Annotated in this window: 25 protein-coding genes, 1 tRNA gene and 2 pseudogenes; 13 read left to right on the top strand and 15 right to left on the bottom strand. The window is 63.6% G+C overall.

Annotated elements, in window-relative coordinates; genetic code table 11:
• Positions 1–259 precede the first annotated feature (259 nt).
• A pseudogene (locus FXV83_RS23960) lies at positions 260–1,143 on the bottom strand (LysR family transcriptional regulator).
• A gap of 106 nt (positions 1,144–1,249) precedes the next feature.
• Between FXV83_RS23960 and FXV83_RS23955 the strand changes: the two are divergent.
• From FXV83_RS23955 to FXV83_RS23945, 3 genes are read left to right on the top strand one after another with little or no spacing between them, the layout of a single operon-like run.
• Complete coding sequence (locus FXV83_RS23955) at positions 1,250–1,678, top strand: DoxX family protein (protein ID WP_148741833.1); 429 nt, start codon at positions 1,250–1,252, stop codon at positions 1,676–1,678.
• Positions 1,679–1,697: 19 nt separating this feature from the next.
• Positions 1,698–2,159 (top strand): DsrE family protein, encoded by a 462-nt coding sequence (locus FXV83_RS23950; RefSeq protein WP_187436113.1) that lies wholly within the window; start codon positions 1,698–1,700, stop codon positions 2,157–2,159.
• Positions 2,152–2,757, top strand: coding sequence for a TlpA family protein disulfide reductase (locus FXV83_RS23945; protein WP_148741831.1), 606 nt, complete (start codon positions 2,152–2,154; stop codon positions 2,755–2,757). Before FXV83_RS23950 ends, FXV83_RS23945 begins: the two co-directional genes overlap by 8 nt.
• A 4-nt stretch (positions 2,758–2,761) precedes the next feature.
• Here FXV83_RS23945 and FXV83_RS23940 read toward each other — a convergent pair whose 3' ends face one another.
• Together FXV83_RS23940 and FXV83_RS23935 are read right to left on the bottom strand one after the other, a co-directional pair.
• Positions 2,762–3,901 carry an amidohydrolase/deacetylase family metallohydrolase gene (locus FXV83_RS23940; RefSeq protein ID WP_148741830.1) on the bottom strand — a complete coding sequence of 380 codons (1,140 nt, stop codon included), beginning with the start codon at positions 3,899–3,901 and terminating at the stop codon, positions 2,762–2,764.
• A gap of 143 nt (positions 3,902–4,044) precedes the next feature.
• A tRNA-Arg gene (locus FXV83_RS23935) sits at positions 4,045–4,121 on the bottom strand.
• Positions 4,122–4,282: 161 nt separating this feature from the next.
• Between FXV83_RS23935 and FXV83_RS23930 the strand changes: the two genes are divergently transcribed.
• Entirely contained in the window at positions 4,283–4,633 is a 351-nt protein-coding gene (locus tag FXV83_RS23930) for a VOC family protein (RefSeq protein WP_148741829.1), read from the top strand.
• Positions 4,634–4,771: 138 nt separating this feature from the next.
• A complete protein-coding gene (locus FXV83_RS23925; RefSeq protein WP_148741828.1) occupies positions 4,772–5,065 on the top strand; it encodes a GYD domain-containing protein in 294 nt (97 codons plus the stop codon).
• A 61-nt stretch (positions 5,066–5,126) separates the two neighbouring features.
• Here FXV83_RS23925 and FXV83_RS45175 read toward each other — a convergent pair.
• From FXV83_RS45175 to FXV83_RS23910, 3 genes and pseudogenes are all read right to left on the bottom strand, one after another.
• A pseudogene (locus FXV83_RS45175) lies at positions 5,127–5,336 on the bottom strand (cupin domain-containing protein); the annotation flags it as partial.
• 20 nt (positions 5,337–5,356) lie between these two features.
• Positions 5,357–6,280 (bottom strand): hypothetical protein, encoded by a 924-nt coding sequence (locus FXV83_RS23915; RefSeq protein ID WP_148741827.1) that lies wholly within the window; start codon positions 6,278–6,280, stop codon positions 5,357–5,359.
• 137 nt (positions 6,281–6,417) lie between these two features.
• Complete coding sequence (locus FXV83_RS23910; protein ID WP_148741826.1) at positions 6,418–7,056, bottom strand: RraA family protein; 639 nt, start codon at positions 7,054–7,056, stop codon at positions 6,418–6,420.
• Between the two features lie 247 nt (positions 7,057–7,303).
• On the opposite strand from FXV83_RS23910, the gene FXV83_RS23905 reads away from it, so the two are divergent.
• The gene (locus FXV83_RS23905; RefSeq protein ID WP_148741825.1) at positions 7,304–7,927 is read left to right on the top strand and encodes a hypothetical protein; all 624 of its coding nucleotides are present in this window, start codon (positions 7,304–7,306) and stop codon (positions 7,925–7,927) included.
• 205 nt (positions 7,928–8,132) lie between these two features.
• Here the strand turns inward: FXV83_RS23905 and FXV83_RS23900 are convergent, their stop codons facing one another.
• Positions 8,133–8,348, bottom strand: a complete 216-nt coding sequence (locus tag FXV83_RS23900) for a hypothetical protein (protein WP_148741824.1) — start codon at positions 8,346–8,348, stop codon at positions 8,133–8,135.
• Positions 8,349–8,373: 25 nt separating this feature from the next.
• Complete coding sequence (locus FXV83_RS23895; protein ID WP_148741823.1) at positions 8,374–9,381, bottom strand: 2-dehydropantoate 2-reductase; 1,008 nt, start codon at positions 9,379–9,381, stop codon at positions 8,374–8,376.
• 144 nt (positions 9,382–9,525) lie between these two features.
• Between FXV83_RS23895 and FXV83_RS23890 the strand changes: the two genes are divergently transcribed.
• A complete protein-coding gene (locus tag FXV83_RS23890) occupies positions 9,526–10,107 on the top strand; it encodes a YidB family protein (protein ID WP_148741822.1) in 582 nt (193 codons plus the stop codon).
• Positions 10,108–10,134: 27 nt separating this feature from the next.
• A complete protein-coding gene (locus FXV83_RS23885) occupies positions 10,135–10,407 on the top strand; it encodes a GlsB/YeaQ/YmgE family stress response membrane protein (protein ID WP_187436112.1) in 273 nt (90 codons plus the stop codon).
• A gap of 195 nt (positions 10,408–10,602) precedes the next feature.
• Here FXV83_RS23885 and FXV83_RS23880 read toward each other — a convergent pair whose 3' ends face one another.
• A complete protein-coding gene (locus FXV83_RS23880; protein ID WP_148741821.1) occupies positions 10,603–11,388 on the bottom strand; it encodes an SDR family NAD(P)-dependent oxidoreductase in 786 nt (261 codons plus the stop codon).
• A gap of 245 nt (positions 11,389–11,633) precedes the next feature.
• Between FXV83_RS23880 and FXV83_RS23875 the strand changes: the two genes are divergently transcribed.
• Genes FXV83_RS23875 through FXV83_RS23865 form a run of 3 tightly spaced genes read left to right on the top strand, consistent with a single transcriptional unit; the run spans position 11,634 to position 14,713 of the window.
• Positions 11,634–12,698 (top strand): acyl-CoA dehydrogenase family protein, encoded by a 1,065-nt coding sequence (locus FXV83_RS23875; protein WP_148741820.1) that lies wholly within the window; start codon positions 11,634–11,636, stop codon positions 12,696–12,698.
• Positions 12,699–12,716: 18 nt separating this feature from the next.
• A complete protein-coding gene (locus FXV83_RS23870) occupies positions 12,717–13,877 on the top strand; it encodes an acyl-CoA dehydrogenase family protein (RefSeq protein WP_148741819.1) in 1,161 nt (386 codons plus the stop codon).
• Between the two features lie 17 nt (positions 13,878–13,894).
• The gene (locus FXV83_RS23865) at positions 13,895–14,713 is read left to right on the top strand and encodes an enoyl-CoA hydratase/isomerase family protein (protein WP_148741818.1); all 819 of its coding nucleotides are present in this window, start codon (positions 13,895–13,897) and stop codon (positions 14,711–14,713) included.
• A 202-nt stretch (positions 14,714–14,915) separates the two neighbouring features.
• Here the strand turns inward: FXV83_RS23865 and FXV83_RS23860 are convergent, their stop codons facing one another.
• The 3 genes from FXV83_RS23860 to FXV83_RS23850 form a co-directional block, all read right to left on the bottom strand.
• Positions 14,916–15,680, bottom strand: coding sequence for a VOC family protein (locus FXV83_RS23860; RefSeq protein WP_187436111.1), 765 nt, complete (start codon positions 15,678–15,680; stop codon positions 14,916–14,918).
• Between the two features lie 2 nt (positions 15,681–15,682).
• Positions 15,683–16,474, bottom strand: a complete 792-nt coding sequence (locus tag FXV83_RS23855) for an enoyl-CoA hydratase (protein WP_148741816.1) — start codon at positions 16,472–16,474, stop codon at positions 15,683–15,685.
• A 131-nt stretch (positions 16,475–16,605) separates the two neighbouring features.
• Positions 16,606–17,811 carry an ABC transporter substrate-binding protein gene (locus FXV83_RS23850; RefSeq protein ID WP_148741815.1) on the bottom strand — a complete coding sequence of 402 codons (1,206 nt, stop codon included), beginning with the start codon at positions 17,809–17,811 and terminating at the stop codon, positions 16,606–16,608.
• A gap of 275 nt (positions 17,812–18,086) precedes the next feature.
• Here FXV83_RS23850 and FXV83_RS23845 point away from each other — a divergent pair, with 275 nt between their 5' ends.
• Both FXV83_RS23845 and FXV83_RS23840 read left to right on the top strand, forming a co-directional pair.
• Positions 18,087–18,938 (top strand): thermonuclease family protein, encoded by an 852-nt coding sequence (locus FXV83_RS23845; protein WP_148741843.1) that lies wholly within the window; start codon positions 18,087–18,089, stop codon positions 18,936–18,938.
• 32 nt (positions 18,939–18,970) lie between these two features.
• The gene (locus FXV83_RS23840; protein ID WP_148741814.1) at positions 18,971–20,461 is read left to right on the top strand and encodes a M48 family metalloprotease; all 1,491 of its coding nucleotides are present in this window, start codon (positions 18,971–18,973) and stop codon (positions 20,459–20,461) included.
• 149 nt (positions 20,462–20,610) lie between these two features.
• On the opposite strand, the gene boxB is transcribed toward FXV83_RS23840, so the two are convergent.
• The 3 genes from boxB to FXV83_RS23825 form a co-directional block, all read right to left on the bottom strand.
• Positions 20,611–22,062: a benzoyl-CoA 2,3-epoxidase subunit BoxB gene (boxB, locus tag FXV83_RS23835; protein WP_148741813.1), complete on the bottom strand. Its 1,452-nt coding sequence runs from the start codon at positions 22,060–22,062 to the stop codon at positions 20,611–20,613.
• A 122-nt stretch (positions 22,063–22,184) separates the two neighbouring features.
• Positions 22,185–23,873: a 2,3-epoxybenzoyl-CoA dihydrolase gene (gene boxC / locus FXV83_RS23830; RefSeq protein ID WP_148741812.1), complete on the bottom strand. Its 1,689-nt coding sequence runs from the start codon at positions 23,871–23,873 to the stop codon at positions 22,185–22,187.
• A 116-nt stretch (positions 23,874–23,989) separates the two neighbouring features.
• Positions 23,990–24,808, bottom strand: coding sequence for an alpha/beta fold hydrolase (locus FXV83_RS23825; RefSeq protein ID WP_148741811.1), 819 nt, complete (start codon positions 24,806–24,808; stop codon positions 23,990–23,992).
• Position 24,809: the final 1 nt, after the last annotated feature.

Genomic DNA, 24,809 nt, shown 5'->3' with positions numbered 1-24,809 from the left:
CCCCCTCGTGAAATCAACATATGCGAAATGCGCCGGCAGAAACCTGCCACATTGGTGCAACGGCCCTGCGCGGGCGGCGAACGGCACGGCAAAACAAGAAAAACGAATCCGGAAGGAAAGCTTCCGTCTGCGGGATGCTAGGAGTAAACGGGGCGCTATGCAAATATAGATTGTCTTGTCATAAAACTATCGCATCGCGGGAGCAGCCAACTGCCGCAAGCCGAAACCTCCCTGGATCGGAAGACCGCTGTAGCGCCGGCTATCTCATCCGCTTGTCGGCCGCGATGAAATCGATGAAGGTCCGGACCTTGGCGGAGAGATATTTGCGGCTCGGATAGACCGCGAACAGCTTTCCGACGAAGATGACCTGGTCGGGGATGACGTGCTCCAGGCGTCCGGCGGCGATGTCATCCGCGACCAGCCATTTCGGCAGGAAGGCGAGGCCCATGCCTTGCAGCGCCGCCATGTGCAGCAGCGTTTCGTTGCCGCTGCGCAGGACCGGATTGAGCTTGACGGTCTCGACGCCATGCTCACCCGTGAAGGAGAAGCTTTCGCCCGGATAAAGCGCGTAATGCAGCAGCGTCTGGCCGGAGAGATCGGCCAGCTTCGCCGGGCGTCCGGCACGTTTGAGGTACACCGGGCTGCAACCATGTAGAACGGGACGTTGGTGATCGGCCGCGCGATCAGCGCTGCGTCGATCGCTGCCGTCGCGCGAAGTGCGAGGTCGAATCCTTCCTCGACCAGGTTGACCATTCGCCCGCTGAGATCGACGTCGAGCCGCACTTCGGGATAGCGGGCCTGATAGTCGGCCAAAATTCCCGCGAACATTGCGTTCGCCATCCAGACCGGCGCGGTCAGTCGCAACATGCCGCGTGGAATCACGGTCGCATTGCTGACGGCGGCTTCGACCTCGTCGAGCGAATCGAGCATCTGGCGCGCCTGCTCGAAATAGAGCATGCCGCTTTCGCTCAGGCTGACGCGCCGGCTGGTCCGGTTCAGCAGCCGTGTGCCCAGCCGCTTCTCGAGCTGCATCACGTGCTTGCTCGCCATCGCGGGCGAGATGCGCAGGCGCTCCGCCGCGGCCGCAAAGCTCTTCAGCTCCGCAACCTGGCAAAACACCCTCATGCTGACCAGGGAATCCATAGGAGCATCATCAACATACAGGAAATGAACGTATCCCATAACGCATAATGATCAAGGATGGTGAAACTATCAGATGGTGGCGACCTTCAACTGTCAGGAGCACACCATGTCCGCCACCGCGATCGAAACCACCCCGCCCGGCCGGGCCCTTCGGATCGGCCTCTGGGCCGCCCAGGCCCTGATCTTCTTGGCCTTCGCCTCTGCCGGACTGGTCAAGCTGCTCGCGCCCATTCCCCAGCTTGCAGCGATGATGCCCTGGGCCGGCCAGTACTCCGAAGCGTTCGTTCGCGCCGTCGGCCTGGTCGATCTCGCCGGCGGGATCGGCATCCTGTTGCCGGCACTGACGCGGATCCTGCCGCGGCTGACGGTGCTGGCTGCGCTCGGCTGCGGCGTGCTGCAGGTCTTTGCGATGGTCTTCCACATCTCGCGCGGCGAGGCTGAGGTCACGCCGGTCAATCTCCTGCTGCTGGCGCTCGCGCTGTTCGTGTTCTGGGGGCGTGGCCGCAAGGCGCCGATCGTGCCACGGCAGTTTTGATCTGCGGGAGTGCATGCCGATGACCTCGATCAACGGATGGTCGCGCAGGGGCCTGCTCGCCGGGGCGTCGATCCTCACCGCGGGTGGCGCCGCCGCAGCCAAGGACGATCGTCTTGTCGACGGCGTCGCGATCCTGATCGACAGCAACGAACCCTATGTCATGGGACACGCCGTCAGCTACTCCGCCAACCTCGCCAGGCACTTTGCCGACAAAGGCGCAAAGTTGCTGATCGAGGTCATCGCCAATGGCAAGGGCATCGACCTGTTCCGCGCCGACAGGTCTACGCTCGCCGAACCGCTCGCGACGCTGCACCAGTCGCTGCCTAATCTCACTTACAGCATGTGCGCCTCATCCAAGGCGATCGCGGAAGCCAGGGAGCAGGTCTCGATTCCGCTGATATCAGGCGCCAGCCTCGTCCCCTTCGGTATCGGCCGCGTGGTCGATCTGCAACTCAAGGGCTGGGCCTATATTCATGCGTGACGGGACGCGCGACGACATTGCGGTGCTGTCGAGGCGATCGATCCTGATGGCAGCGCCGGCGCTTCTGGTTTCCCTGGACGCAAGCGGCGCGAAAGCAGCCGCGTCGTCGTGGCCGCCGGTGTTCGAGGCCGGCCGCAACCAGTTCACGGTGGTCCGGCCCCGCGCGCCGATGCCGCAGCTTCGCCTTCAGGACCTCAATGGCAGGGATGCCGTGGTGGCAGCGAAGCCGGGACGCATTACCCTTGTCAATTTCTGGGCGACATGGTGCGCGGCCTGCCGGCTCGACCTGCCTGCGCTCGCAAGCCTGGCGCGATCGCGGCCCGACCGGCTCGACGTCATCGCGATCTGCACCGACACCAGGGATCTCCGCAAGATCCGGACGTTTCTGAGCGGCCTGTCTGTCCAAGACCTCGCCTGCTACGTCGACGCCTACGGCGCAGCCGCCGAAGCATCCACCGCGATGTTCCCCCTCGCCGGCATGCCCATCACCTATCTGGTCGGATCGAGCAGCCACGTCGAGGGGTACATCACGGGCGCACCCGAGTGGCTCTCGCCGGAAGGCGAGCGCCTGCTGCAATTTTATCGCGAGCAGGGTTAGCCGATCAGTTTGGATGCCACCAGCGGCCGCCGATGACGACACCTTCGGAGACGATCTTGCGGTCGCCGATCAGGTGCTCGCCGACGACGTCCTCATAATCGAACTGGCCTTCCCTCACCGAGATCAGCGTGGCGTCGCCGACGCAGCCCGGTTTGAGGCTGCCGAGCTCGGGACGCCGCAGCGCCATGGCCGCATTCACAGTCGATGCGGCAATCACATCCGACAGCTTCATGCCCATGCACAGGAATTTCGACATGGTTGTCACTTGGTCGAAGGCCGGGCCATCAATGCAGAGCAGATGGATGTCGGAGGAAATCGTGTCCGGATAAAATCCGTTGGCGAGCATCGCGCGCGCGGTCTTGAAGGCGAACGAGCCCTTGCCGTGGCCGATGTCGAACAGCACGCCGCGCTCGCGCGCATCCAGCACCGCCCTCTTCACCGTGCCTTGCGCGGTCGCTGGCGTGTTGGGAAATGGTCGGAACGCGTGGGTGAGCACGTCGCCGGGGCGCAGGCGCGCCAGCACGTCTTCGTAGCTCGGCGGCGGATGGTCGATATGCGCCATCAAGGGCATGCCAACCTCATTTGCGACCTCGAGCGCGATATCGAGCGGCACGATCCCCGACGTGCCCGAGGCGTGCAGGCCGACGCGCACCTTGATGCCGACAATGAGGTCGCGGTTCTCATCGGCCACCTTGGCCGCATCGATCGGATTCATCAGCCGCAGTTCCTCGCTCTCGCCGACCATGATCCGGTGCGAGAAGCCGAAGATGCCGGCATGCGAGACGTGCAAGTACGCGAGGATGCGGACCTGGCTCGGCTCGATCACGTGCTTGCGGAAGCCGGCAAAATTGCCCGGGCCGGCACTGCCGGTATCGACCGCGGTGGTAACGCCGGAAGTGCGGCAAAACTCCTCGGCATCGATGCCGAGCGAGGTGCCGCCCCAATAGACGTGAGTGTGGAGATCGATCAGACCCGGCGTCACGATCAGCTGCGAGACGTCGCGCACCTCCGTGCCCGGATCCGCCTTGAGCCCACTGCCGACCGCAGCGACCTTGCCGCCGGCAAAGGCGACATCGGTCACGGCATCGAGCTTCTGGGACGGGTCGATCACTCGCCCCCCGCGCAGGATCAAGTCGAAAGGCATTGTCGTCTCCGGATGTGGGCAGTGAGGCGCGGCGGGCATGTCAGCCGGGCCAGCAAGGAAGGAAGCGTGACGCTTCTAGCAATTTTTGCGCCGATGAGCGTGGCAATCCACGACGATTGCCCATGAGAAAATGGCGAGGATATTGGCGATCCCGGGAAGACTCGAACTTCCGACCTACGGTTTAGGAAACCGTCGCTCTATCCGGCTGAGCTACGGGACCGCGGAACCCGCGCGTACGGATTCGGCCCCCTCATAGCAGAGCAGGATGCAGTTCGCCAGCCGCAAGGCGGGCCGGCAATCTGCCGCTCGGCTCATCGTCAACCTGCACTTGGCGGCTGTACAATCGGCTTCGAGCCCAAACTCTGGTTAGGAGCCGCCATCATGATCGAGGGCATCAGCGCCATCACTCTCGCCATCCACGACATGCGTCGTGCCGTGCACTTCTACCGCTCGCTTGGATTCGAGATCCTGCACGGCGGTGAGGCTGCCCCGTTCACGAGCTTTCGCGCCGGCACGGGTTATCTCAATCTGACTGTGCAGCCGGACAAGCGCTGGTCCTGGTGGGGACGCGTCATCTTCTACGTCGCCGACGTCGACGCGCTCTACGAACGCGCGCTCGCAGCCGGATGGCAGCCGAGCACCACGCCACGCGATGCCGAATGGGGCGAGCGCTACTTTCATCTCACTGACCTCGATGGTCACGAGCTCAGTTTTGCCCGGCCGTTGTCCTGACCGAAATTGTCCTGACAAATAAGTCACGTCCACTGACGCTCCCAACGCGCAAGTAGCGATGTCTCGGCCGTTGTGGCAAACTCGGTGCGGTTTCCTCGAGCGAGAATTCTATCTGGGTTCCAACCAGGGAGGACGACCATGGTGACCTATGTCGTGCTGGGAAACTTCACTGATCAGGGAGTCCGGAACGTCAAGGACTCGCCGAAGCGGGCCGAGGCCTTCAAGGAGATGGCCAAAACATTCGGCGTGACCGTGAAAGAGATCGTCTGGACGCAAGGACGGTATGACATTGTGACCGTTCTCGAGGCTCCGGATGAGGCTGCCGCGATGTCGCTCAGCCTTAGTCTCAGCGCACTCGGCAATGTCCGCACGGAAACGCTGCGCGCGTTTTCGGCAGCAGATATGACAAAGATCGTCGGCAAGATGCTCTGACGCTCAAGCCCGCGCGAGCGCACCGGACCTGGGATGGCAATCCCGGGAGGAGACCTGTCATGACGCGGATCGCCGAGCCGTCGAGCAGCACGCCCCACTGCTCCTCGGGATGATGATGCAGTGTGCGCCTTGCGCGTGTGGCGCCAGCGTCACCACCGACAGCATCGCCTGCTCGCCGGCGAAGATGCGCGTGGTCACCCCCCGCCGCGAGTTCGCGAAACAGGCCGTTCTCGGCATTGTCGAGATTGTGGAATTCGTCTCTCTGGCTCACGCCGTCCTCCCTTCTACGTCTTATTTTGCTGCAGACAGGCTTACGGCAGCAAGAAGCTGGTCTTTGAACTCACCCTTCAAGGTAACGTACACACTCGACCATTCCCGACTCTTGAACTCGCAGCCGCCTCGTGGACAATAGTGTTTATCTCGATAGTCTCCATTAAGGACGCCGAACAAGGTCATTCGACTGCCCATCCGACGAAACAGGGCGCTGCCTGATGCCCCAACTGTGAACTCGCAGTTGGTTTCAAATATCGACCAGTCCCTTACGTCGCGTATTTGACACTCCTGTACCGTCTTGTTGAACGGCCCGTACTTGTCTGTCTTTCCTGTGGCTTCAATGTCGTAACCGACAATCGCCAGGACACGCTCCAACTCGACCAAAATTTCGGTCCGTTCATAGATCTCGTAAGGCGTCACCTCTGCGGGAAACTCGAGTTTTGCGACTGCCCAATCGCTGACAATCGCCCTCGGCGCACTCTCAACGCATGTGCCCATCCATAGGGTCGCCGACAAAGGAACGGTCCGCTTCTCCGCTCCCAGATAGTACTCGAATGTACACTTGTCAGGTGACGTATGGCGTTTGCAAGCGTCCCGAAACGCGTGAGCCGCCGCCGTGATCACGTCGCGCGCTCCAGTCACCTGAGCGCTGCTATCTCCACCAGGACATCGCAGGACTCCACTTGCCGCGAAACGACTTTTAACTGCGTCCGGGGAGAGACCATTGGCCTTTGCGTACGCGTCTTCCGTTATTCCCCGGCTTCTCTCGGCCGGGGCAACAGCGGCAATCGGCTGGATGGAACGATTGTTGATGGCCTCATGGCCATCGTAGGTGTGCATTGATGCGCGGATGGGCCGCAACATCAATGAACCGACCTCGTTGTCTCCAGAGACCAGCAGAAGGAGAATGCAAGGCAGGATGAACGCGCAATTCTTCGTCACTTGGAATAACCCAGCATAAGAAAAATGAGATAGCTTCGGCCGAAACAAACGTTGTGAAATCGCTCGCGAAAGCAGCAGCGAACGGCTTCGTTTTGCAATTCACTTGGCCATCGCTTTGACCCAGGCCTTCCGTCTGATTATGACTTCCCATACGAGCCCTGGTAACGGCCCTCGCGGATCGCCTTCAGCGTTTCCTCCTCGCGCATGATTTGGGCGCGCACCGCCTCCAGCAGCGCCGCGGCGCCGGCGGCAGAAAACGACACAACGCCGTCCTCGTCGCCCACCACGATGTCACCGGGCGAGATCACGCTGCCGCCGATCGTAACAGGCACGTTGATCTCGCCGGGACCGTTCTTGTAGGGGCCGCGGTGAATCACCGCACGGGCGAAGCAGGGAAAGTCGTCCGCAGCGAAGGCCGCGACGTCCCGGATCGCGCCGTCGATGACATAGCCTTCCGCTTTGCGCCACTGCGCGATGTTCTTCATGATCTCGCCGACCAGCGCCCGGGTCTCGTCGCCGCCGCCATCGACCACGATGACATCGCCGGGTCCGACCAGCTCGAGCGCGCGGTGGATGGCGAGATTATCGCCGGCACGGGTGCGCACCGTGAACGCTGTCCCCACCAGCTTGCCGCCGCGATGATAGGGCTTTAGCCCCACCGCGCCGGGCAGCCGGGCGAGATTATCGGAAATAATCGAGGTCGGCGCGTTCCTGAACCCTTCTATGATATCGGCCGGCGGTTTCGGCACGCTGTTGCCAGCGATGGTGATCGTCATGAACGTTCGGTCCTTCTCAGGCGTTCCGCTTCGTTTTCTAGGCGTGACCTCGATATGAGGCGTTTGCGGAACGAAGTGTAACAGCCGGCCGGCCCGGCGCTGTGACTCCCGAGCCACGTCAAGCAAAAAATGTCAGCATTACGGACGCGAAATTGATGGGTTCCATGGGTGACAAGCTGGCGATAAAGGGGCAAAAATCCGACTCGACTCAGTTGGGGTTGAGTTTCGCAAGGAATGCTCTCGTAGAATGTCGGACGTAGTTGCATCGCGTCGTGCGGCGCTTGCCGTTGTCGCAGCAGGGGCTTTTCTGCTGACGCCGCCGCATGCCCACGCCCAATGGTGGAAGCGGGCGCCGGTCGATTTCGAGGAATGCGCCGACGCCGCCGAGAAAGCCGCGACCAAGGCCGAAAAGACGGCCGCGCTTGCCGAGTGCAATGCCAAGTTCGCGGGCCGGCGCAAGGCAGGCGGCGGCTACAGCTATTACGACTTCCTCCAGGATCGCACCTTCGACATCGCCGGGCCCAATCCGACGCCGGGGGAGCAGAAGAAGATCGACGAATCCTACACCGCCTATCTCGCCAACCAGCGCCGCAGCAATGTGGCGGAAGCGGCCGCGCGGCAGCAGCGCGAGCAGCAGGAGCAGCAACAGCTCCAGCAGGTCGCCTTGCGAACCGAGGTCGCGCGCGTGCCCGTGCCGGTCGAACGGCCGAAAGTCCAGCAGGCGGTGGCCGGCGACGCGCGATCGCGGCCCAAGGGCACGCCCTGCGTCAAGGGCTCGTTCTCCTGCGAATGGCCGCGGCTGTCGGATGGATTGAACGAGCTGAAGAAGATATTCAACCCGGCGCCCGGCAAGCCGGCGAAGAAGGGGTGAGCGGCGGCCGCAAACTCCGCTGTCGTCCCGGACAAGCGTAAGCGCCGATGCGGGACCCATAGCCACGAAATTGGGTTTGGCGCGAGACTCGTAACCACGAGTCTTCGCAAAACCACTCCCTGTGGTTATGGGTCCCGGATCGGCGCGCGCTTTGGGCGCGCTTGTCCGGGACGACGGCGGAAGATGTTGGGTCGAGCGCCGCGCGTCAGTTCGTGTGCTTCTTCTTGCTGCGCTTGGGAGTCGCAACCGGCACATTCGCCGGCGCTGTTGTCGTGGATGAATTGCCCAGCGCCTTTCGACTCTCCTGCAGTCGCGCGTCGTAGCCAGGGGAGTTCATGACGGTCGGCGGCCTCGCCTGGGCAAATCTGCTGGCGCCACAAAGCGCAATCAGCGCAAGCCCGATCATCAAACAATGCCTCATCGCGCTCCTCCATCAAACGGCACGGTCAAGCCGCGCCCCGAATCTGCTGTGGCGTCAGCCCGGGCGGCCCATTCCCCGCAGCTTCAGCTTCCTTGATCAGCGCAACAATACGGCGCACCAGCGGCACAGCGACTTCGTGTTGCTCAGCAAGCGCAATAACCGCGCCCTGGAGATAGTCGATCTCGGTCTTGCGGCCCTGCTTCAGATCCTGCCACATCGAGGAACGCGCCTCGGGATCGATCTTCATGGTCCGCCCCAGGATCAGGTTGAAAATCGCATCGGGCAATCTCAGCAAGGTCGGCGTCCACCTCATTGGGATCGGCGTCGCCGAGACCGGATTGATGCCCGCGGCCTTCAATGCGGCCAGCCCCTCCGCCATCTGGTCGGCGAATAGTGTTCGCCAGTCGCGGTTCGCCAGTTGCGCGGCCAGCGGCATGTCGGACAAGGCGCTGAGCGCGTTGTTCAAATTGATGATCAGCTTGCCCCATTGCACGCCGGTGATGTCGCGGCTCGCGCGCATCGTGAGACCGGGCACCGAGAGCGCCGCGGCCGTATTCGCCTCGTCTTCCCCGATATGGATGTCGCCCGAGGTCGAACGATGGAAGCGGCCCTCGCCCATGGCGATCACGTTGAACGGCACCATGCCGGCGAGCACGCGCCGGCCACCGAGGCGCTCGCGCAGAACCGCGACGTTGCCGACGCCGTTTTGCAGTGACACGATGATTGCATCCTCCGGCGCATGCTGCGCGATCTGATCCGCGACTTCAGCAGTATTGGCACTCTTCACCGTGACCAGCACGATGCCGGCGCTGTGCAAGATCGCGGGATTCTCAGACAGCGCGAACTGGCCGGCGCTGAGCTTCCTTTCGGAGCCGTCGAAATCGGTGAGCCGCAGGCCGAACCGCTCGATCTCGGCCTTCACCCGCGGCCGCACCAGCAGCGCGACGCGGCGACCGCCGGCCGCCAGCATGCCGCCGACGAGACAGCCGATGGCGCCCGCGCCAGCCACCACGATCGGCCGATCCGTATTCACCTGGCTACGCTCCCAAAATGACCCGCCCTCGATAGCAGAGCAAACCGCCGCTGCCCATTCCCGCAGCTGCGGCGCAATCGCCTTGTAACCGTCATGAGAGCCTCATATGTTTTTGAACGGGGCTGTTACCGGCAGGAGAACGACATGGGTTTGCTCGACGTCCTCAACGGCATGCAGAACGGCCCACGCGGCCCAAGCGCACCGAGTTCGCAATCCTCATCCAGCGGCGGCATGTCGCCCATGACCATGGCGATCCTCGGCCTGCTCGCCTGGAAGGCATTCAAGCATTTGAGCGGCAACCAATCCGGCAGCGCGCCGCAGCCGTCCCCGGCACCGACACCGACGCACCTCCCCCCGCCGGTGAATGCGGGCGCTGGCGGCGGTCTTAGTGACCTGTTGAAGGGTGGCCTCGGCGGCCTGCTCGCAGGCGGCGCGGCCGGCAGCGTGCTGAGCGGCGGGCTCGGCGATCTCCTCAACCAGCTCCAGCAGAGCGGTCACGGCGAGACCGCGAATACCTGGGTCGGCAAAGGCCAGAACAAGGAGATCGCGCCCGGCGATCTCGCCAACGCGCTCGGCGCCGACCAGATCGAGAGCCTGTCAGCCCAGAGCGGCCTGTCGCGCGACGAACTGCTCTCCGGCCTCAGCCAGTATCTGCCGCAGGTGATCGACCATCTGACGCCGGACGGACGGCTGCCGACCGAGCAAGAGATCTCGGGCAGAGTCTGATTTTAGTCAAACGAGGGGAGCACTGACATGAGCATGGGCGGCCTGTTGTGGATCATCGTCGTCGGCTTCGTCGCCGGCCTCATCGCGCGCTGGCTGGCGCCGGGACCGAACAACCCGAGCGGCTTCATTCTCACCACCATCCTCGGCATCGTCGGCGCATTTCTCGCGACCTTCGTCGGCCAGGCCATCGGCCACTACAGCCCCGACCAGGGCGCGGGGTTCATCATGGCCACCATCGGCGCCGTGGTGGTGCTGTTCATCTGGCACCGGCTGGTCGCGAGCGGCGTGATCAAGGGGTAGCCCACAGTCGCATTGCGGTGCGGCCCATCGACAAATTCGGTGTCGTCCCGGCGAAGGCCGGGATCCATAGCCACCGAATTTGGTTTGGCGAAGATTGGCAATTGCCGACTTCGCACTACAATTACGGCCAGTGATTATGGGTCCCGGCCTTCGCCGGGACGACGGTTGTGTTTGACGCGCTAGCGGAGCGCTATCTCACGTAATCAAATGCATCCCGGCGTCCATCCGCACGACCTCGCCGGTCATGTTGCTGGAGGCCGGCATCGCCAGGAAGCAGACGAGCTGCGCGATATCGTCGGCGGTCGATGCGACCTTGAGCGGCACCTTCGCGACCACGCTGTCGCGCACCTGCTTTGCACCGGCCTCGCCGCGGCCCTTGGTGAACCAGGGCGTGTCGATATAGCCAGGGCACACCGTGTTGACGCGGATCAGCGGCGCCAGCGCACGCGACAGCGACAGCGTCATGGTGTTGAGCGCGCCCTTGCTCGCCGCATACGCGATCGACGAACCGATGCCGCTGATGCCGGCAACCGACGACACATTCACCACCGCTGACGGCCGCCCCGACGCCTTTGCACCGGCCTCCAGCAGGCTGCGCGCGGCGCGCACCATCTGGAACGGGCCGATGGTGTTGACGCCGTACAATCGCTGAAAATCTTCCGCCGACAATCCGTCGAGGTCGGCGTGGGCGACGTGCTTGGTGGTGCCGGCATTGTTGACGAGAATGTCGAGCCGACCCCAGGGCGCGGCGGCAGCCACGATCTTGCGGCAGTCCTCGTCGCGCGAGACGTCACCCTGCGCGACCAGGACTTCCGCGGCGCCCGCCTTGCGGCAGGCCTCAGCGGTGGCCTCGGCCTCCTTCTGGCTCGAGGAATAGTTGATGACGAGCCGCGCCCCGCTCCGCGCGAGAATTTCCGCGGTCGCCGCGCCCAGCCCGGATGCGGACCCCGTTACGATTGCGCACAAGCCGTCCTTTGCCATCCGGATTTCCTTCCCATTGTTGAGTTTCGCCGCCTTGTTTAGCGAGTTTGCCGCGCCCTGCAAATCGAGCAAACTCCGCTAAGCGGAATTAGTAGTGAATGGTCCTTCGCCCATGCCGGCGCCGCAGATGGACCTGCGATCAACGCTTGTCAGGACCATGGCTTTTTCCGATCATCGGGCGCAAGAAGAGACCGCGCGCCGACCCAACGGACCGGATGCGCCAATGGCAAAACACGGGGAACGCTGTGGCGGAGAGTGACAATATCGTCGTCGAGACCGCGGAAAAAATCTTCGCCGATCTCGCCGATCCGCAAGAAATCAACAACGACAAGAACGATTCGTGGCAGGCGCCGCTGTGGCAGGCGCTGAGCGAGGCCGGCCTGCCGCTGTCCTGGGTGCCTGACGATCTCGGCGGCTCCGGCGCGAGCCTTGCCGACGGTTTTGCCCTGCTGAATGCCGCCGGCCGCTTTGCGGTCGCAGTCCCGCTGGCCGAGACCATGCTCGCGGGCTGGCTGCTGGCGCAGGCGAAGATCGCTTCGCCGGAGGGCGAGATGACGGTGCTGCCGGCGAGCCCGAAGGATCGCATAACGCTCGACGCCGACGACGCACTCTCGGGCCGCGCCCGCGGCGTGCCGTTTGCTAAAGCGGCGAAGCATTTTGCGGTGCTGGCGCATGGCAAGGACGGCGTCTCGATCGCACTGGTCGACGCAACAAGGGCGCGGATCGAACCCGGGCTCAATGTCGGCTACGATCACAGCGACACCGTCACGCTCGACAAGGTGCAGCCCGTCGCCATCAAGTCCGCCCCGAAGCGCTTTGACAAGACCACCTTGATGCTGATGGGCGGCGTCGCGCGCAGCCTTCAGATCGCGGGTGCGCTGGAAGCAATGCTCGACATCTCCGTGCGCTATTCCAACGAGCGCGTCGCCTTCGAGAAGAAGATCTCGAAATTCCAGGCGGTGCAGCACAACCTCGCGCGCCTTGCCGGCGAATCCGCCGCAGCGCTGGCGGCCGCGACCTCGGCCGCCGATGCGATCGCCAGCGCAAAGTCCTTCGACGACGAAGTCTACCTCGAAGCTGCCTCGGCAAAAATCCGCTGCGCGGAAGCTGCGGAAAAAGGCGGCGCCATCGCGCATCAGGTGCACGGCGCGATCGGCTTCACCATGGAGCATATTCTGCACCGCTATTCGCTGCGGGCGCTGGCCTGGCGCGACGATTTCGGCTCGGAGAGCCACTGGGCCGTCGAGCTCGGTAAGCTGGTTGCCAATCGCGGCGCCGACGAATTGTGGCCGCTCGTCGCGTCGCGCTGATCAGGGAACGACAGACCAATGACCGCTGCCCTCCGTTTCGATCCGATCCGCCTGCCCGAAGAATGCGAGCAATTGCGCAAGGAAGTGCGCGCCTTTCTCGCCGACGAAATCGCCGCCGGCACCTTCGATCCGCACAAGCCCAACCGCGAAGACACCGACGCGCCGGAATTTTCCCGCCGGGTCGGCGCCAAGGGCTGGCTCGGCATGACTTGGCCGAAAAAATATGGCGGCCAGGAGCGCTCCTTCCTCGAACGCTATGTGGTGACCGAGGAGATGCGCGTGGCCAATGCGCCGACGCGGCGCTTCTTCGTCGCCGACCGCCAGAGCGGGCCGGTGCTTTTGAAATACGCCCCCGAGCACATCAAGATGGACATTCTGCCGCGCATCTGCCGCGGCGAAATCTGCTTTGCCATCGGCATGAGCGAGCCGAACTCGGGCTCCGACCTGTTCGCCGCGAAGACGCGCGCGACCAAGACCGACGGCGGCTATCTCATCAACGGCACCAAGATCTGGACGTCGTCGGCGCATATCGCCGATTACATGATCGCGATTTTCCGCACGTCGCAGCCAACGAAGGAAAACCGCCGCCACGGCCTGACCCAGTTCCTGGTCAAGATGAAGCAGCCGGGTATTCAAGTGAACCCGATCCGCCAGATCACCGGCCAGTACGAGTTCAACGAGGTTGTCTTCACCGATTTCTTCGTACCCGACGATCACGTACTCGGCGAGGTCGACGGTGCCTGGAAGCAGGCGACGAGCGAGCTTGCCTACGAGCGCTCGGGTCCGGAGCGCTTTCTGGAGACCTATTACGTGCTGACCGAGCTCGTGCGCGCGGTCGGTTCCAATCCGGATACGCGCAGCGCCGAGGGCATTGGCCGCCTGGTGGCGCAGCTCCACACCATGCGGCGCATGTCGGTCTCGGTCGCCGGCATGCTGCAGGCTGGCAAGGAGCCGGTGGTGGAGGCCTCCATCGTCAAGGACATCGGCACGGTCTGGGAGCAGCAATTGCCGCACCGCGTGCGCGATCTCGCCGCCTTCGTCGAAGAGACCGCGACCAACCGCGAGACGCTGGAGCGGCAGCTCGACTTTGCCATCAAGACCGCGCCGAAACTCACCATCCAGGGCGGCACAACTGAAGTTCTGCGCGGCATCATCGCCCGCGGGCTTGGTTTGCGCTAATTCAATCGAGGATCATCATGAGTACCTATAAAGATATCGGCGTCGAGAAGGTCGGGCATGTCGGCACCATCGAGATCCGCAGGCCCCCGCTCAACTTCTTCGACATCTCGCTGATCAACCAGATCGCGGACGCGCTCGACGAGTTCGATCGCGACATCGAGATCCGCGCCTCGGTGCTTTCGGCGCAGGGCAAGGCGTTCTGCGCCGGCGCCAACTTCGGCGATCCGGCGCGGCAGGCGCAGGAGGCGCGCGAGGCCGAGAAGACGGCAAAGGGCGATCCGGCCGACAGCCTCGGCCCGATCAACCATCTCTACATCCAGGCCGTGCGCATCTTCCGCGCCAAGAAGCCGATCGTCGCCGCCGTGCAGGGCGCCGCCATCGGCGGCGGATTGGGCCTTGCAGTGTCGGCGGATTTCCGCGTCACCTGCCCCGAAGCGCGCTTCTCCGCCAACTTCACCAAGCTCGGTTTCCACCCCGGCTTCGGCCTGACCGTGACGCTGCCTGAGCTGATCGGCAAGAACAACGCCGAGCTGATGTTCTACACCAGCCGCCGCGTCACCGGCGAGGAAGCTTATAAATGGGGCCTTGCCAACGAGCTGGTGCCGCAGGACCAGGTGAAGGCGGCCGCACTGAAGCTCGCCGGCGAGATCGCCGAATGCTCCCCGCTCGGCCTCGTCTCGACCCGCGCCACGATGCGAGCGGGTCTGGCCGACCGCGTCATGGCCGCAACCAATCACGAGCTCGAGGAACAGACCCGGCTGCGCGCGACGGAGGATTTCAAGGAAGGCGTGAAGGCCACGGAAGAGCGGCGCGCCGCGAATTTCAGGGGGCGGTGACTCCGTTCTTCCTTCTCCCCTTGTGGGAGAAGGTGGCGCGAAGCGCCGGATGAGGGGTTGCCTCCGCATGCTCTACTGAAGCAGTTCATGCGCGGAGAGAGACCCCTCACCCGGCTGCGCTTCGCGCAGCCACCCTCTCCCACAAGGGGGCCCACAAGGGGAGAGGGTTTAACCGCGCCCATCAGCAGGGCATCAACGATCGTTACGCCCCAATGCGGAACGTCACCCCGCCCAGCAGGAACTCGTTGCCCGCAACCGCATATCCCCTCGCCTTCGCCGCATGCCGCACGCTCGTCACATCGGCGACCCGAAACTCCAGCGCGCTCATGATTTCGCTGCCACCCTTCACAAAGCGAAAAACCGCATTGGGCAGCTTCAGCTCGGCCTCACCACCGGCCGCTACGGTGGGCACAACGCCAATGATCCTCCCCCAATGCTCCGCCAGCCCTGTCGGGTCCGGGCTCTGCATCTCCACGCCGGTCAGCGCCTGCGTCACATCCTTGCGAATGAACTTTTGCCAGTCCGGCCCCGCCGGCGGATACGGGCCGAGAATGTCGTCGCTGCCATCGGTGTGGTTGAACTCGATGAAGGCAGCGCGGCAGTCGCGGGGGTGCAGCTGCACGCCGTGATAGGGCGCATGGTCGATGAGGTTGGCGGTGCGCACGCCCAGCGCATTGGCATTGCGGCCGCGCTCGTCCGGATCGTTGCAGCAGAAGATCGCCATATAGCCGCCGCGGCCGCCGGTCTTCTCGATGAAGCGGCCGGCCGCGGTGCCGTCCTGGAACGGCGCCACCACCTCCAGCAAAATCGTGTCGACCGGCAGCAGCGCGTTCTCCAGGCCGTATTTGGCGACATTGCCGTCGCGATAACAGACGGCGAGGCCCATGATTCTGGCGATGTCCGAGATCACCGGCTCGAGCTGAGGCGCGACCAGGCAGATCTGCCGCAGCCGCATATAGGGCGCCATCGTCATGCGCCCTTGAAGGCCGGCTTGCGTTTTTCGACGAAGGCTTTTGCGGCCTCCTTGTGGTCCTCGGTGTCGCCGCAGCGGGTGTGGTGGATCGCCTCGCCGTCGAAGCAATCCTCCAGCGCCAGATGCTCGGCATTGTTGATGTTGCGCTTGATGAAGCCGAGCGCGATCGAAGGGCCCCGCGCCAGCGACAGCGCCAGTTCGTGCGCGGCCGCGTCGATCTCGGTATCCGGAACGACCCTGGTCACCATGCCGATCGCATGCGCCTCCTTCGCGGTAAGCACCGGCGACATCAGATAGAGTTCGCGCGCCCGCGCGCTGCCGAGCAGCTGGGTCAGGAAATAGGTGCCGCCAAAGTCGCCGGAGAATCCGACTTTTGCGAAGGCCGTCGTGATCTTGCAGGATTCGGATGCGATGCGCAGGTCGCAGGATAGCGCCATCGACAGACCGGCGCCCGCCGCGGCGCCATCGAGCTGCGCCACCACCGGCTTGGGCATCTGGTGCAGGATGCGCGAGACCTCCATGCCACGGCGCAAATTGGCAAGCTTGGTCTCGAATGGCAGAGGCGCGCGGCCCTCCGCCATCGACTTGACGTCGCCGCCGACGCAGAAGGAGCCGCCGGCGCCCTTGAAGAGTACCGCACGCACCTCCGGATCGTCAGCCGCGCGCCGCGCCGCCTCGACCAGCGCGCGCACCATGTCCGGGTTGAGCGCATTCTTGCGCTCAGGCCGGTTCATGGTGATGGTGAGCAGCCCGCCTTCGAGCTTCTGCAGAACCATGTCGTTGCTCATCGCAGGTCTCCCTTGTTGTTATTCTGCCGAGCTGTCACCACGCTCGTCATTGCGAGCGAAGCGAAGCAATCCAGGAATGTATCCGCGGAGACAGTCTGGATTCGCAATGACGGCGTGATTGCGTCACGCCGTCACTTCTTCACCAGCGGGCAGCGCGACTGCTCCAGTGACTGGAACGCCTCGTTGCCGGGCACGGTAGCGAGCAGCTTGTAATCGTCCCAGCGGCCTTTGGACTCCGACGGCTTCTTCACCTCGAACAGATACATGTCGTGCAGCATGCGGCCGTCTTCGCGGATCTTGCCGTTCTTCGCGAAGAAGTCGTTGATCGGCGTCTCCTTCATCAGCTTCATCACCGCAGCCGAATCGGTCGTGCCTGCCGCCTTCACGGCCTTGAGGTAATGCGTCACGGAGGAGTAGACGCCGGCCTGCGCCGAGGTCGGCGGCCGCTTCATGCGCTCGGTGAAGCGCTTCGAGAATGCGCGTGTGTCATCATTGAGGTCCCAGTAGAAGGCCTCCGCCAGCAGCAGGCCCTGCGCCGTCTCCAGGCCGATCGAATCGATATCGGTGACGAAGGCAAGCAGCGGCGAGATTTTCTGGCCGCCCTTGGTGATGCCGAACTCGGCTGCCTGCTTGATGGCGTTGACGGTATCGCCGCCGGCATTCGCCAGCCCGATCACCTTGGCTTTCGACGCCTGGGCCTGCAGCAGGAACGACGAAAAATCCGACGTGTTGAGGGGGTGGCGGACATTGCCCAACACCTTGCCGCCGGTCTCGATGACGACATTGCTGGTGTCCTTCTCAAGATCCTGGCCAAAGGCGTAGTCGGCAGTGAGGAAGAACCAGCTGTCGAGGCCCGACTTCACGGCCGCAAGGCCGGTCACGTTGGCCTGCCCGAACGTGTCGAACACGTAGTGCACGGTGTAGGGACCGCAGGCCTCGTTGGTGAGGCGGATCGAGCCGGGGCCGTTGAAGATGACGATCTTGTTGCGCGCTTTCGCAATCTCGCCGGCGGCAAGCGCGGTCGCGGACGCCGCGACGTCGTAGATCATCTCGACGCCTTGATTGTCCAGCATGTCGCGGGCGATGTTGGCAGACAGATCGGCCTTGTTGAGATGGTCGGCCGCCAGCACCTGGATCTTGCGTCCCAGCACCTCGCCGCCGAAATCCTCCACCGCCATCTTGGCCGCGGTCTCGCTGCCGGGGCCGGTGATGTCGGCATACAGGCTCGACATGTCGAGGATGCCGCCAATCTTCAGCGGCGGCTTGTCCTGGGCCTGCGCAGCGCTCGCGCTCAGGACGAATGCGGCGGCAAAAATGCCCGACAAAATTCGCTTCATTGAATTAATTCGCTTCATTGAATTGAAGACCTCCCTTATCGCGCCGTGCTCTGATGGCGGCTTGGTTATTGCTGTTGCCGCAATCATGCCGCATGCGCGACAGCGCAGCAAGCAGAAGCGCGGCGAGAGCATCGCGCGTTTTCCGCAAAGCGGAATGGCAGGGTCTGGCGAGCTGCTTCCACATCGTCATTGCTAGCGAAGCGAAGCAATCCAGAATCTTTCCGCCAAGGATCCTGGATTGCTTCGCGGTGCTCGCAATGACGGCATGTGAGGCAATGACGGAGTGTGAAGAAGCCTCTTCGCGCCCCGCCACACTTGAGTTAAAATCGACACACAACGCAATCTCTCCGGGTAACGTGACACGGCCGTTTCACCTTATCGCCGCATTCCTTCTCGCCGCGAGTCACACCGCGCGCGCGACACCGTGCCAGCTCGAGTCCCAGGGCGACGGCCGCGTCGTCGCCATCGTCGATGCACGTAGTGTGCGGCTCGAGGACGGCCGTGAAATTCGTCTGACCGGGATCGAGCCAACCGCGACGACGAAGCAGGCGCTGACGTCACTTCTGGTCGGCCACGACGTGACCCTGCGCGGCACTGACGAGGCGCCTGATCGTTACGGCCGCCAAGCTGCCGTCATGTTCACCGGCGAAACCGATATCTCGGTGCAGGCCATCCTGCTCGCCCAGGGCGAGGCGATCGTCTCCGCCGAGATTCCGGACAAGGACTGCGCTGCCGCCCTGATGGCGGCGGAGGCCGAGGCGCGGCGCCAAAAAAAGGGCAGCTGGGCTGACCCGTCGGCCATAAAAAACGCGGAAAGTTCGGACGATATTTTGGCCGGGATCGGGCGTTTTATGGTGGTCGAGGGCAAAGTTCTATCGGTCCGGCAAGCTGGGGCAACGACTTACCTCAACTTCGGACGAAACTGGACACGCGGCTTTGCCGTGACTATTTCAAGGCGCATATTACCGGTGTTCGAGAGTGCCGGGGTTGCCCTTAAGTCCTTGGAAAATCGACGCGTTCGAGTCCGGGGCTGGGTCGAGGGCACGACGGGGCCGCGTATCGATGCGCGCCTCGCGGGACAGGTCGAGTTGCTGGGCGCAAGCGAGCCGACAGGGGTAAGGCCATAAAGGCCAGGCACGGGTTAAGCGAAGTGGATGGGGTGCTAGAACGGCACGGACGAGGTGATGGCCGCCGCCTGCGGGCTGCGGCGGCCGCGCTGTGCCTTGTGCTGGGCACAGCCCTCGCCGGCTGCGGCGATATGGGCCGGTTCCAGACCGCCGCGACGACACCGACGATCGCGATGCCGAAGCCGAAGCCGGCGGTCGCCCAGACCCCCGCCACCGAAAAGGAGCACGAGCGCATCCTAGCGAGCTATGGCGGCACCTATGACGATCCCCGGCTCGAATCGCTGGTCACCAAGACCGTCGAGCGGCTGGTCGCGGCGTCCGACCGTCCCGACCAGGGCTACAGGGTCACCATCCTCAATTCCGGCGCGGTGAACGCCTTCGCGCTGCCGAACGGGCAGCTCTATGTCACGCGCGGCCTGCTCGCACTCGCCAGCGACACCTCAGAATTGTCCTCCGTGCTCAGCCACGAGATGGCGCATGTTCTGTCCAAGCACGCCGCGATACGCGAGGATCAGGCGCGCCAGGCTGCGATCGTCACCCGTGTCGTTACCGACATGAGCAGCGATCCCGATCTCACCGCGCTCGCGCTCGCCAAGACCAAGCTGACCATGGCGAGCTTTTCGCGCAACCAGGAGTTCGAGGCTGACGGCATCGGTGTCGGCATTTCCGCCCGCGCGCATTTTGATCCCTATGGTGCGGCGCGCTTCCTCTCGGCGATGGAGCGCAATGCCGAGCTGAAGGCCGGCAAGAGCTCGCTCGATCCGCGCGCGCAGGATTTCACCTCGTCGCATCCGGCAACTCCGGAGCGCGTGCAGAATGCGCAGACGATCGCGCGGCAATACGGTGCGCCGGAAGGCGGCGAGCGCGACCGCGAAAGCTATCTCGCCGCGATCGACAATCTTGTCTACGGCGAAGACCCGAGCGAAGGCTTCGTCCGCGGCCGCAGATTCCTGCATCCAAAGCTCGGCTTCACCTTCCAGGCGCCGGACAATTTTACGCTCGACAACACTGCGCAGGCTGTGATCGGCGTGCGCGACGGCGGCTCGCAGGCGATGCGCTTCGACGTCGTGCGGGTGCCGGCCGAGCAATCGCTCGGCGACTACCTCAATTCGGGCTGGATGGAAGGCGTCGACAAGACCTCCACCGAGGATATCACCATCAACGGCTTTCCGGCCGCCTCCGCCACCGCCAAGGGCGATCAGTGGCAGTTCAAGGTCTACGCGTTGCGTTTCGGCAGCGACGTCTACCGCTTCATCTTCGCGACGAGGCAGAAGTCGACCGAGAGCGAGCGCAACGCGCGCGAGACCGTTAATTCATTCCGCCGCCTGACGCTCGAAGAGATCCAGGCCGCCCGCCCGCTGCGCATCAAGGTCATCACCGTGCAGCCTGGCGACACCGTGGAATCACTCTCCCACCGCATGGCCGGCGTCGATCACCCGGCCGAACGTTTTCGCGTGCTCAACGGCCTCGATCGCAACGCGCAGGTGAAGGTGCGCGACCGCGTCAAGGTCGTGGCGGATTGACGCGCGCCAAGCGTGCGTCATCCCGGGACGCGCTGAGCGCGAAGCGGGTATCTCACTCCACAAATTCCGCCGTCGTCCCGCACAAGCGTAAGCGCAGATCCGGGACGACGGCGGAGTTGTGGCGCGTGATCGCGTCTCGCGAGCAGCCCTTACGACTCGATCTTCACGTACTCGAAATCGCCGGGCTTGTTGTCGATGCCGACTTTCGGCGGCGAGATCCAGGAGGCGAACTGGCCGGTCTCGGTGACGGGCTGCATTAGCGAGGTGATGAAGTCACCGTCGGCAGTCGAGGGCAGCCAATCGTCCTTGCGCCTGGCCCAGGTGGCGTCGTCGATCAAAAGACCATCCGGCGTCGCATGGATGCCCTTGAACTCGCCGATGTGGCGATGGAAGGCGACATTGGGCAGCTTGAGTTGGAAGTCGTAGCCCGCGGTCGAGATCACCTTGTTCCAGCGCAGCATGCCCTTGACACAATCCTGGCTGTAGTCGTCGCGCAGGCGCATGTTGAGTGCGGTCAGCGCCGGCTCGTCGACCAGCTTGATCTCGCCGTCGATGAACTTGAGCACCGGATAGGTGGCGTTCTTGAGCTGGTGATCGTCCTCGATCTGGGTCTCGTGATAGCGGCCCTTGATGCCGGCGTTGAAGGCGTTGGCTGCGTTGGTCGAGACTTCCGAGCCGAACAGATCGAGCGACAGGGTGTAGTGCAGGTTCAGCTTCTTCTGGATGGTTGGCAGGTCGATCACACCGAGCGCGCGGGCTTTTGCGATGTCGGTCGGATCGGTGATGCCGGCCTCCCTCATCGCATCGCAGGTGCGCTGCACGACGCGGGTGATGCCGGTCTCGCCGACGAACATGTGGTGCGCTTCCTCAGTCAGCATGAAGCGGCAGGTGCGCGACAAGGGATCGAAGCCCGACTGCGCCAACGAGTGCAGCTGCATCTTGCCGTCGCGATCGGTGAAGTAGGTGAACATGAAGAACGACAACCAGTCCGGCGTCGCCTCATTGAAGGCGCCGAGCATGCGCGGCGCATCGGCATCGCCGGAGCGGCGGCGGAGCAAATCGTCGGCTTCCTCGCGGCCGTCACGGCCAAAATACTTTTGCAGCAGGTACACCATCGCCCAGAGGTGACGACCCTCTTCGACATTGACCTGGAATAGATTGCGCATGTCGTAGAGCGAAGGCGCGGTCTTGCCGAGGTGGCGCTGCTGCTCGACCGAGGCCGGCTCGGTGTCGCCCTGGATCACGATCAGGCGGCGCAGCATGGCGCGATGCTCGCCCGGGACTTCCTGCCAGGCCGGCTCGCCGTAGTGCTCACCGAACGGAACGACGCGGTTCTCTTCCTGGGGTGCAAGCAGAATGCCCCAGCGATAGTCGGGCATGCGCACGTAATCGAACTTGGCCCAGCCGCGCGGATCGACCGAATAGGCGGTGCGGAGGTACACCAGCGACTCCTGGAAGCCTTCCGGCCCCATGTCGCTCCACCAGTCCATGTAACCGGGATGCCAGCCTTCCAGCGCTTTGAGCACCTGGCGGTCTTCGGCAAGGTTCACGTTGTTGGGAATCTTGGTCGAGTAGTCGACGTTCATGATGTTCATATTCATGGCCGTGCTCCTTGCGATTTCATTTCGTCATGCCCGGCCTTGTGCCGGCATCCACGTTCTTGCTTGTTGAGCCAAGCACGTGGATGGCCGGGACAAGCCCGGCCATGACGCAGAAAATGTCGTTACACCCGTGTCATATCGAATTTCGGCTTCTGGCCGCTGCCGTAGCGGCGCAGCGCGCCTTCTTCGCCGACGGCGTTGGGACGCTGGAAAATCCAGTTCTGCCACGCGGTCAGGCGCGAGAAGATTTTTGACTCCATCGTCTCGGGGCCGACGAAGCGCAGGCTGGCTTCCATGCCGGTGAGGCTGTCCGGCGAGAAGCTGGCGCGCTCCTCGAGGAAGACGCGGACCTCGTCGTCCCAATCGATATCGTCGAGCGCGAAGGTGACGAGGCCGAGTTCCTCGGCCTCCTCGGCGTCGAGGCTGGTGCCGACGGTGGCTTCCGCGCGCTCCAGATCGGACGGGTCGGCCTGGAAGCGCGACTGCAGCCGGGTCAAACCATGGCTCATCGGATAGGAGCCAAAGTTCATGGACGAAAGCTCGATCGACGGCGGCGGCCGGTTGTCGCCTTGGCGCGTGCCGATCAGCATGTAAGAGCGGTCGGCGGCGAAGACGAGCTCGGCCAGTGTGCCGGCAAAGCAGGAGCCGGGCTCGACCAGCGTCACCAGCGTGCGCGAGGTGACGTCGATGCGCTTGAACACGCGCTTCCAGTAATGGCGGATCTCGTTGACCAGCCAGTGCGCCTTGTTGGCTTCGAGGAAGGCGTCGGAGGCCAGCACATGGGCGCGGTCGCCATGGCTCTTGAACACTAGCATGGCGATCTCGAGCTCGTTGATGCGCAGATGCAGGATCGCGTCGTCGAGCTCGCGTGCGACCTGCAGCGGCCAGAACGAAGCGCCCTGCGCCAGCATGCCGTCGATGTCGGTAGGCGGCGACGCCTCGGGCGCCTTGATCGAGATGGTGGCGATGCGCGCGGCACGGTCGATATCGACGGTGACGAAGCCGTAGCGCAGGCTGGTCTCGTCGATGAGACGCCTGAGCGGCGTCAGCGCAACGCCCTTGCCGCTGCCGTTGCGCTTCGAGGCCGCCGCAAATTCCCTGGCGCGCTCGGCGATCCTGCTCTCGAGTTTCGAATTCGGCGCGATCTCGTCGACGAGACGCCATTGCACGGCGCGCTTGCCTTTCACGCCTTCCTCGATGGTGCAGAAGTAGTCGGCATGGTCGCGGCGCACCTTGCGCTTGTCGACGACGCGCGTGAGCCCGCCAGTGCCCGGCAGCACCGCGAGCAGCGGCACTTCCGGCAGCGCCACCGCAGACGCGCCGTCATCGGCAAGGATGATGTGGTCCGTGGCGAGCGCAAGCTCGTAGCCGCCGCCGGCCGCCGAGCCGTTTACCACCGTGATGAAGCGCTGGCCGGAGTTCTCCGAGGAGTCTTCCATGCCGTTGCGGGTCTCGTTGGTGAACTTGCAGAAATTGACCTTGTGGGCGTGGGTGGAGCCGGCGAGCATGCGGATGTTGGCGCCGGCGCAGAACACACGGTTCTTGGCCGAGCGCATCACCACCACCTTCACCTCGGGATGCTCGAAGCGCAGCCGCTGGACCGCGTCCGCAAGCTCGATGTCGACGCCGAGATCGTAGGAATTGAGCTTGAGCAGATAGCCCTCGAACAGGCCGCCATTCTCGTCGACGTCCATGGTCAGGGTCGCGACGTCGCCGTCGACCGCGAGCTTCCAGTGCCGGTAGCGCGACGGTTCGGTCTGGAAATCGATGAATGTCGCGCCGCCTGCGAGGCGCCGATCTTCCCCGGCCATGGGCCACCCTTGAGCTTGATTATGAGTTTTGGCGTTAGATGCACAATAATGCATCTTTATGGGCCCGTCCAGTGCTCAAATGCATTTAACATGCATTTTGTTTCATGTGGAGGACTTCAGGCGGCGCGGCCTTGAAGTCCCTGATCGTCGCGCAGGGCCGCTTTGGCAAATTGCTCAATCGCGACAAGCGTCAGCCCAGGTGCTTCACGATGGGGGGAATGCTCCGCGCCTGAAATGACTTTCAGTTCTACCGGACAATAACATTCTTGCTGCGCGATCTCGGCCTGGCGCAGCGTCCCATATTGATCGTCCACGCCTTGCAGGACCAGAACAGGGACACGGATGTAGGCGAGATACTCGGAGATGTCCCAGTCGCGAAATTTGGGATCGAGCCAGGCGCCGTTCCAGCCGTAGAAGGCGTTGTCGACGTCCTTGTGCCAGCGCCCGAGCTTTGTTTTCAGCTCCGTGGTCTCATAGGCGGTCTTGATGTCCGCAATCGACTTCACCGAGATGTCCTCGACGATGAAATGCGGCGCCATCAGCACGACGCCCTGGAGGCGATGATCCTGGTGCGCGCCGGCATAGATCGTAGCGATCGAGGCACCATCGGAATGGCCGAGTAGCAGGCCGCGCTTGAAGCCGATCGCATCGAGCAACTTCGGCAGCACGTCCAGCGCCTCGCGCTGCATGTAATCGAGCGGCCGCGGCAGGCTCACCGGGCTCGACTGGCCATAACCCGCGCGCGAATAGGCGAAGATGCCGGCGCCGGTCGCCTGCTGCAGCTTTTCGGGGAAGTCACCCCACAGACCGACCGAACCGAGCCCTTCATGCAGCATGACGATGGTCGGAGCGTCGGCGGTTTGCGGCGCCAGCCATTTATACTCAAGGCTGGCGCTCCCGATGCTGAGGAAGCCGGTAGAGGTGATGTTGGTCATG

The organism is Bradyrhizobium hipponense, assembly GCF_008123965.1.
GTDB lineage: Bacteria > Pseudomonadota > Alphaproteobacteria > Rhizobiales > Xanthobacteraceae > Bradyrhizobium > Bradyrhizobium hipponense.
Note: the sequence above shows the minus strand (reverse complement) of the source record. Positions and strands in the feature narration are given on the sequence as shown.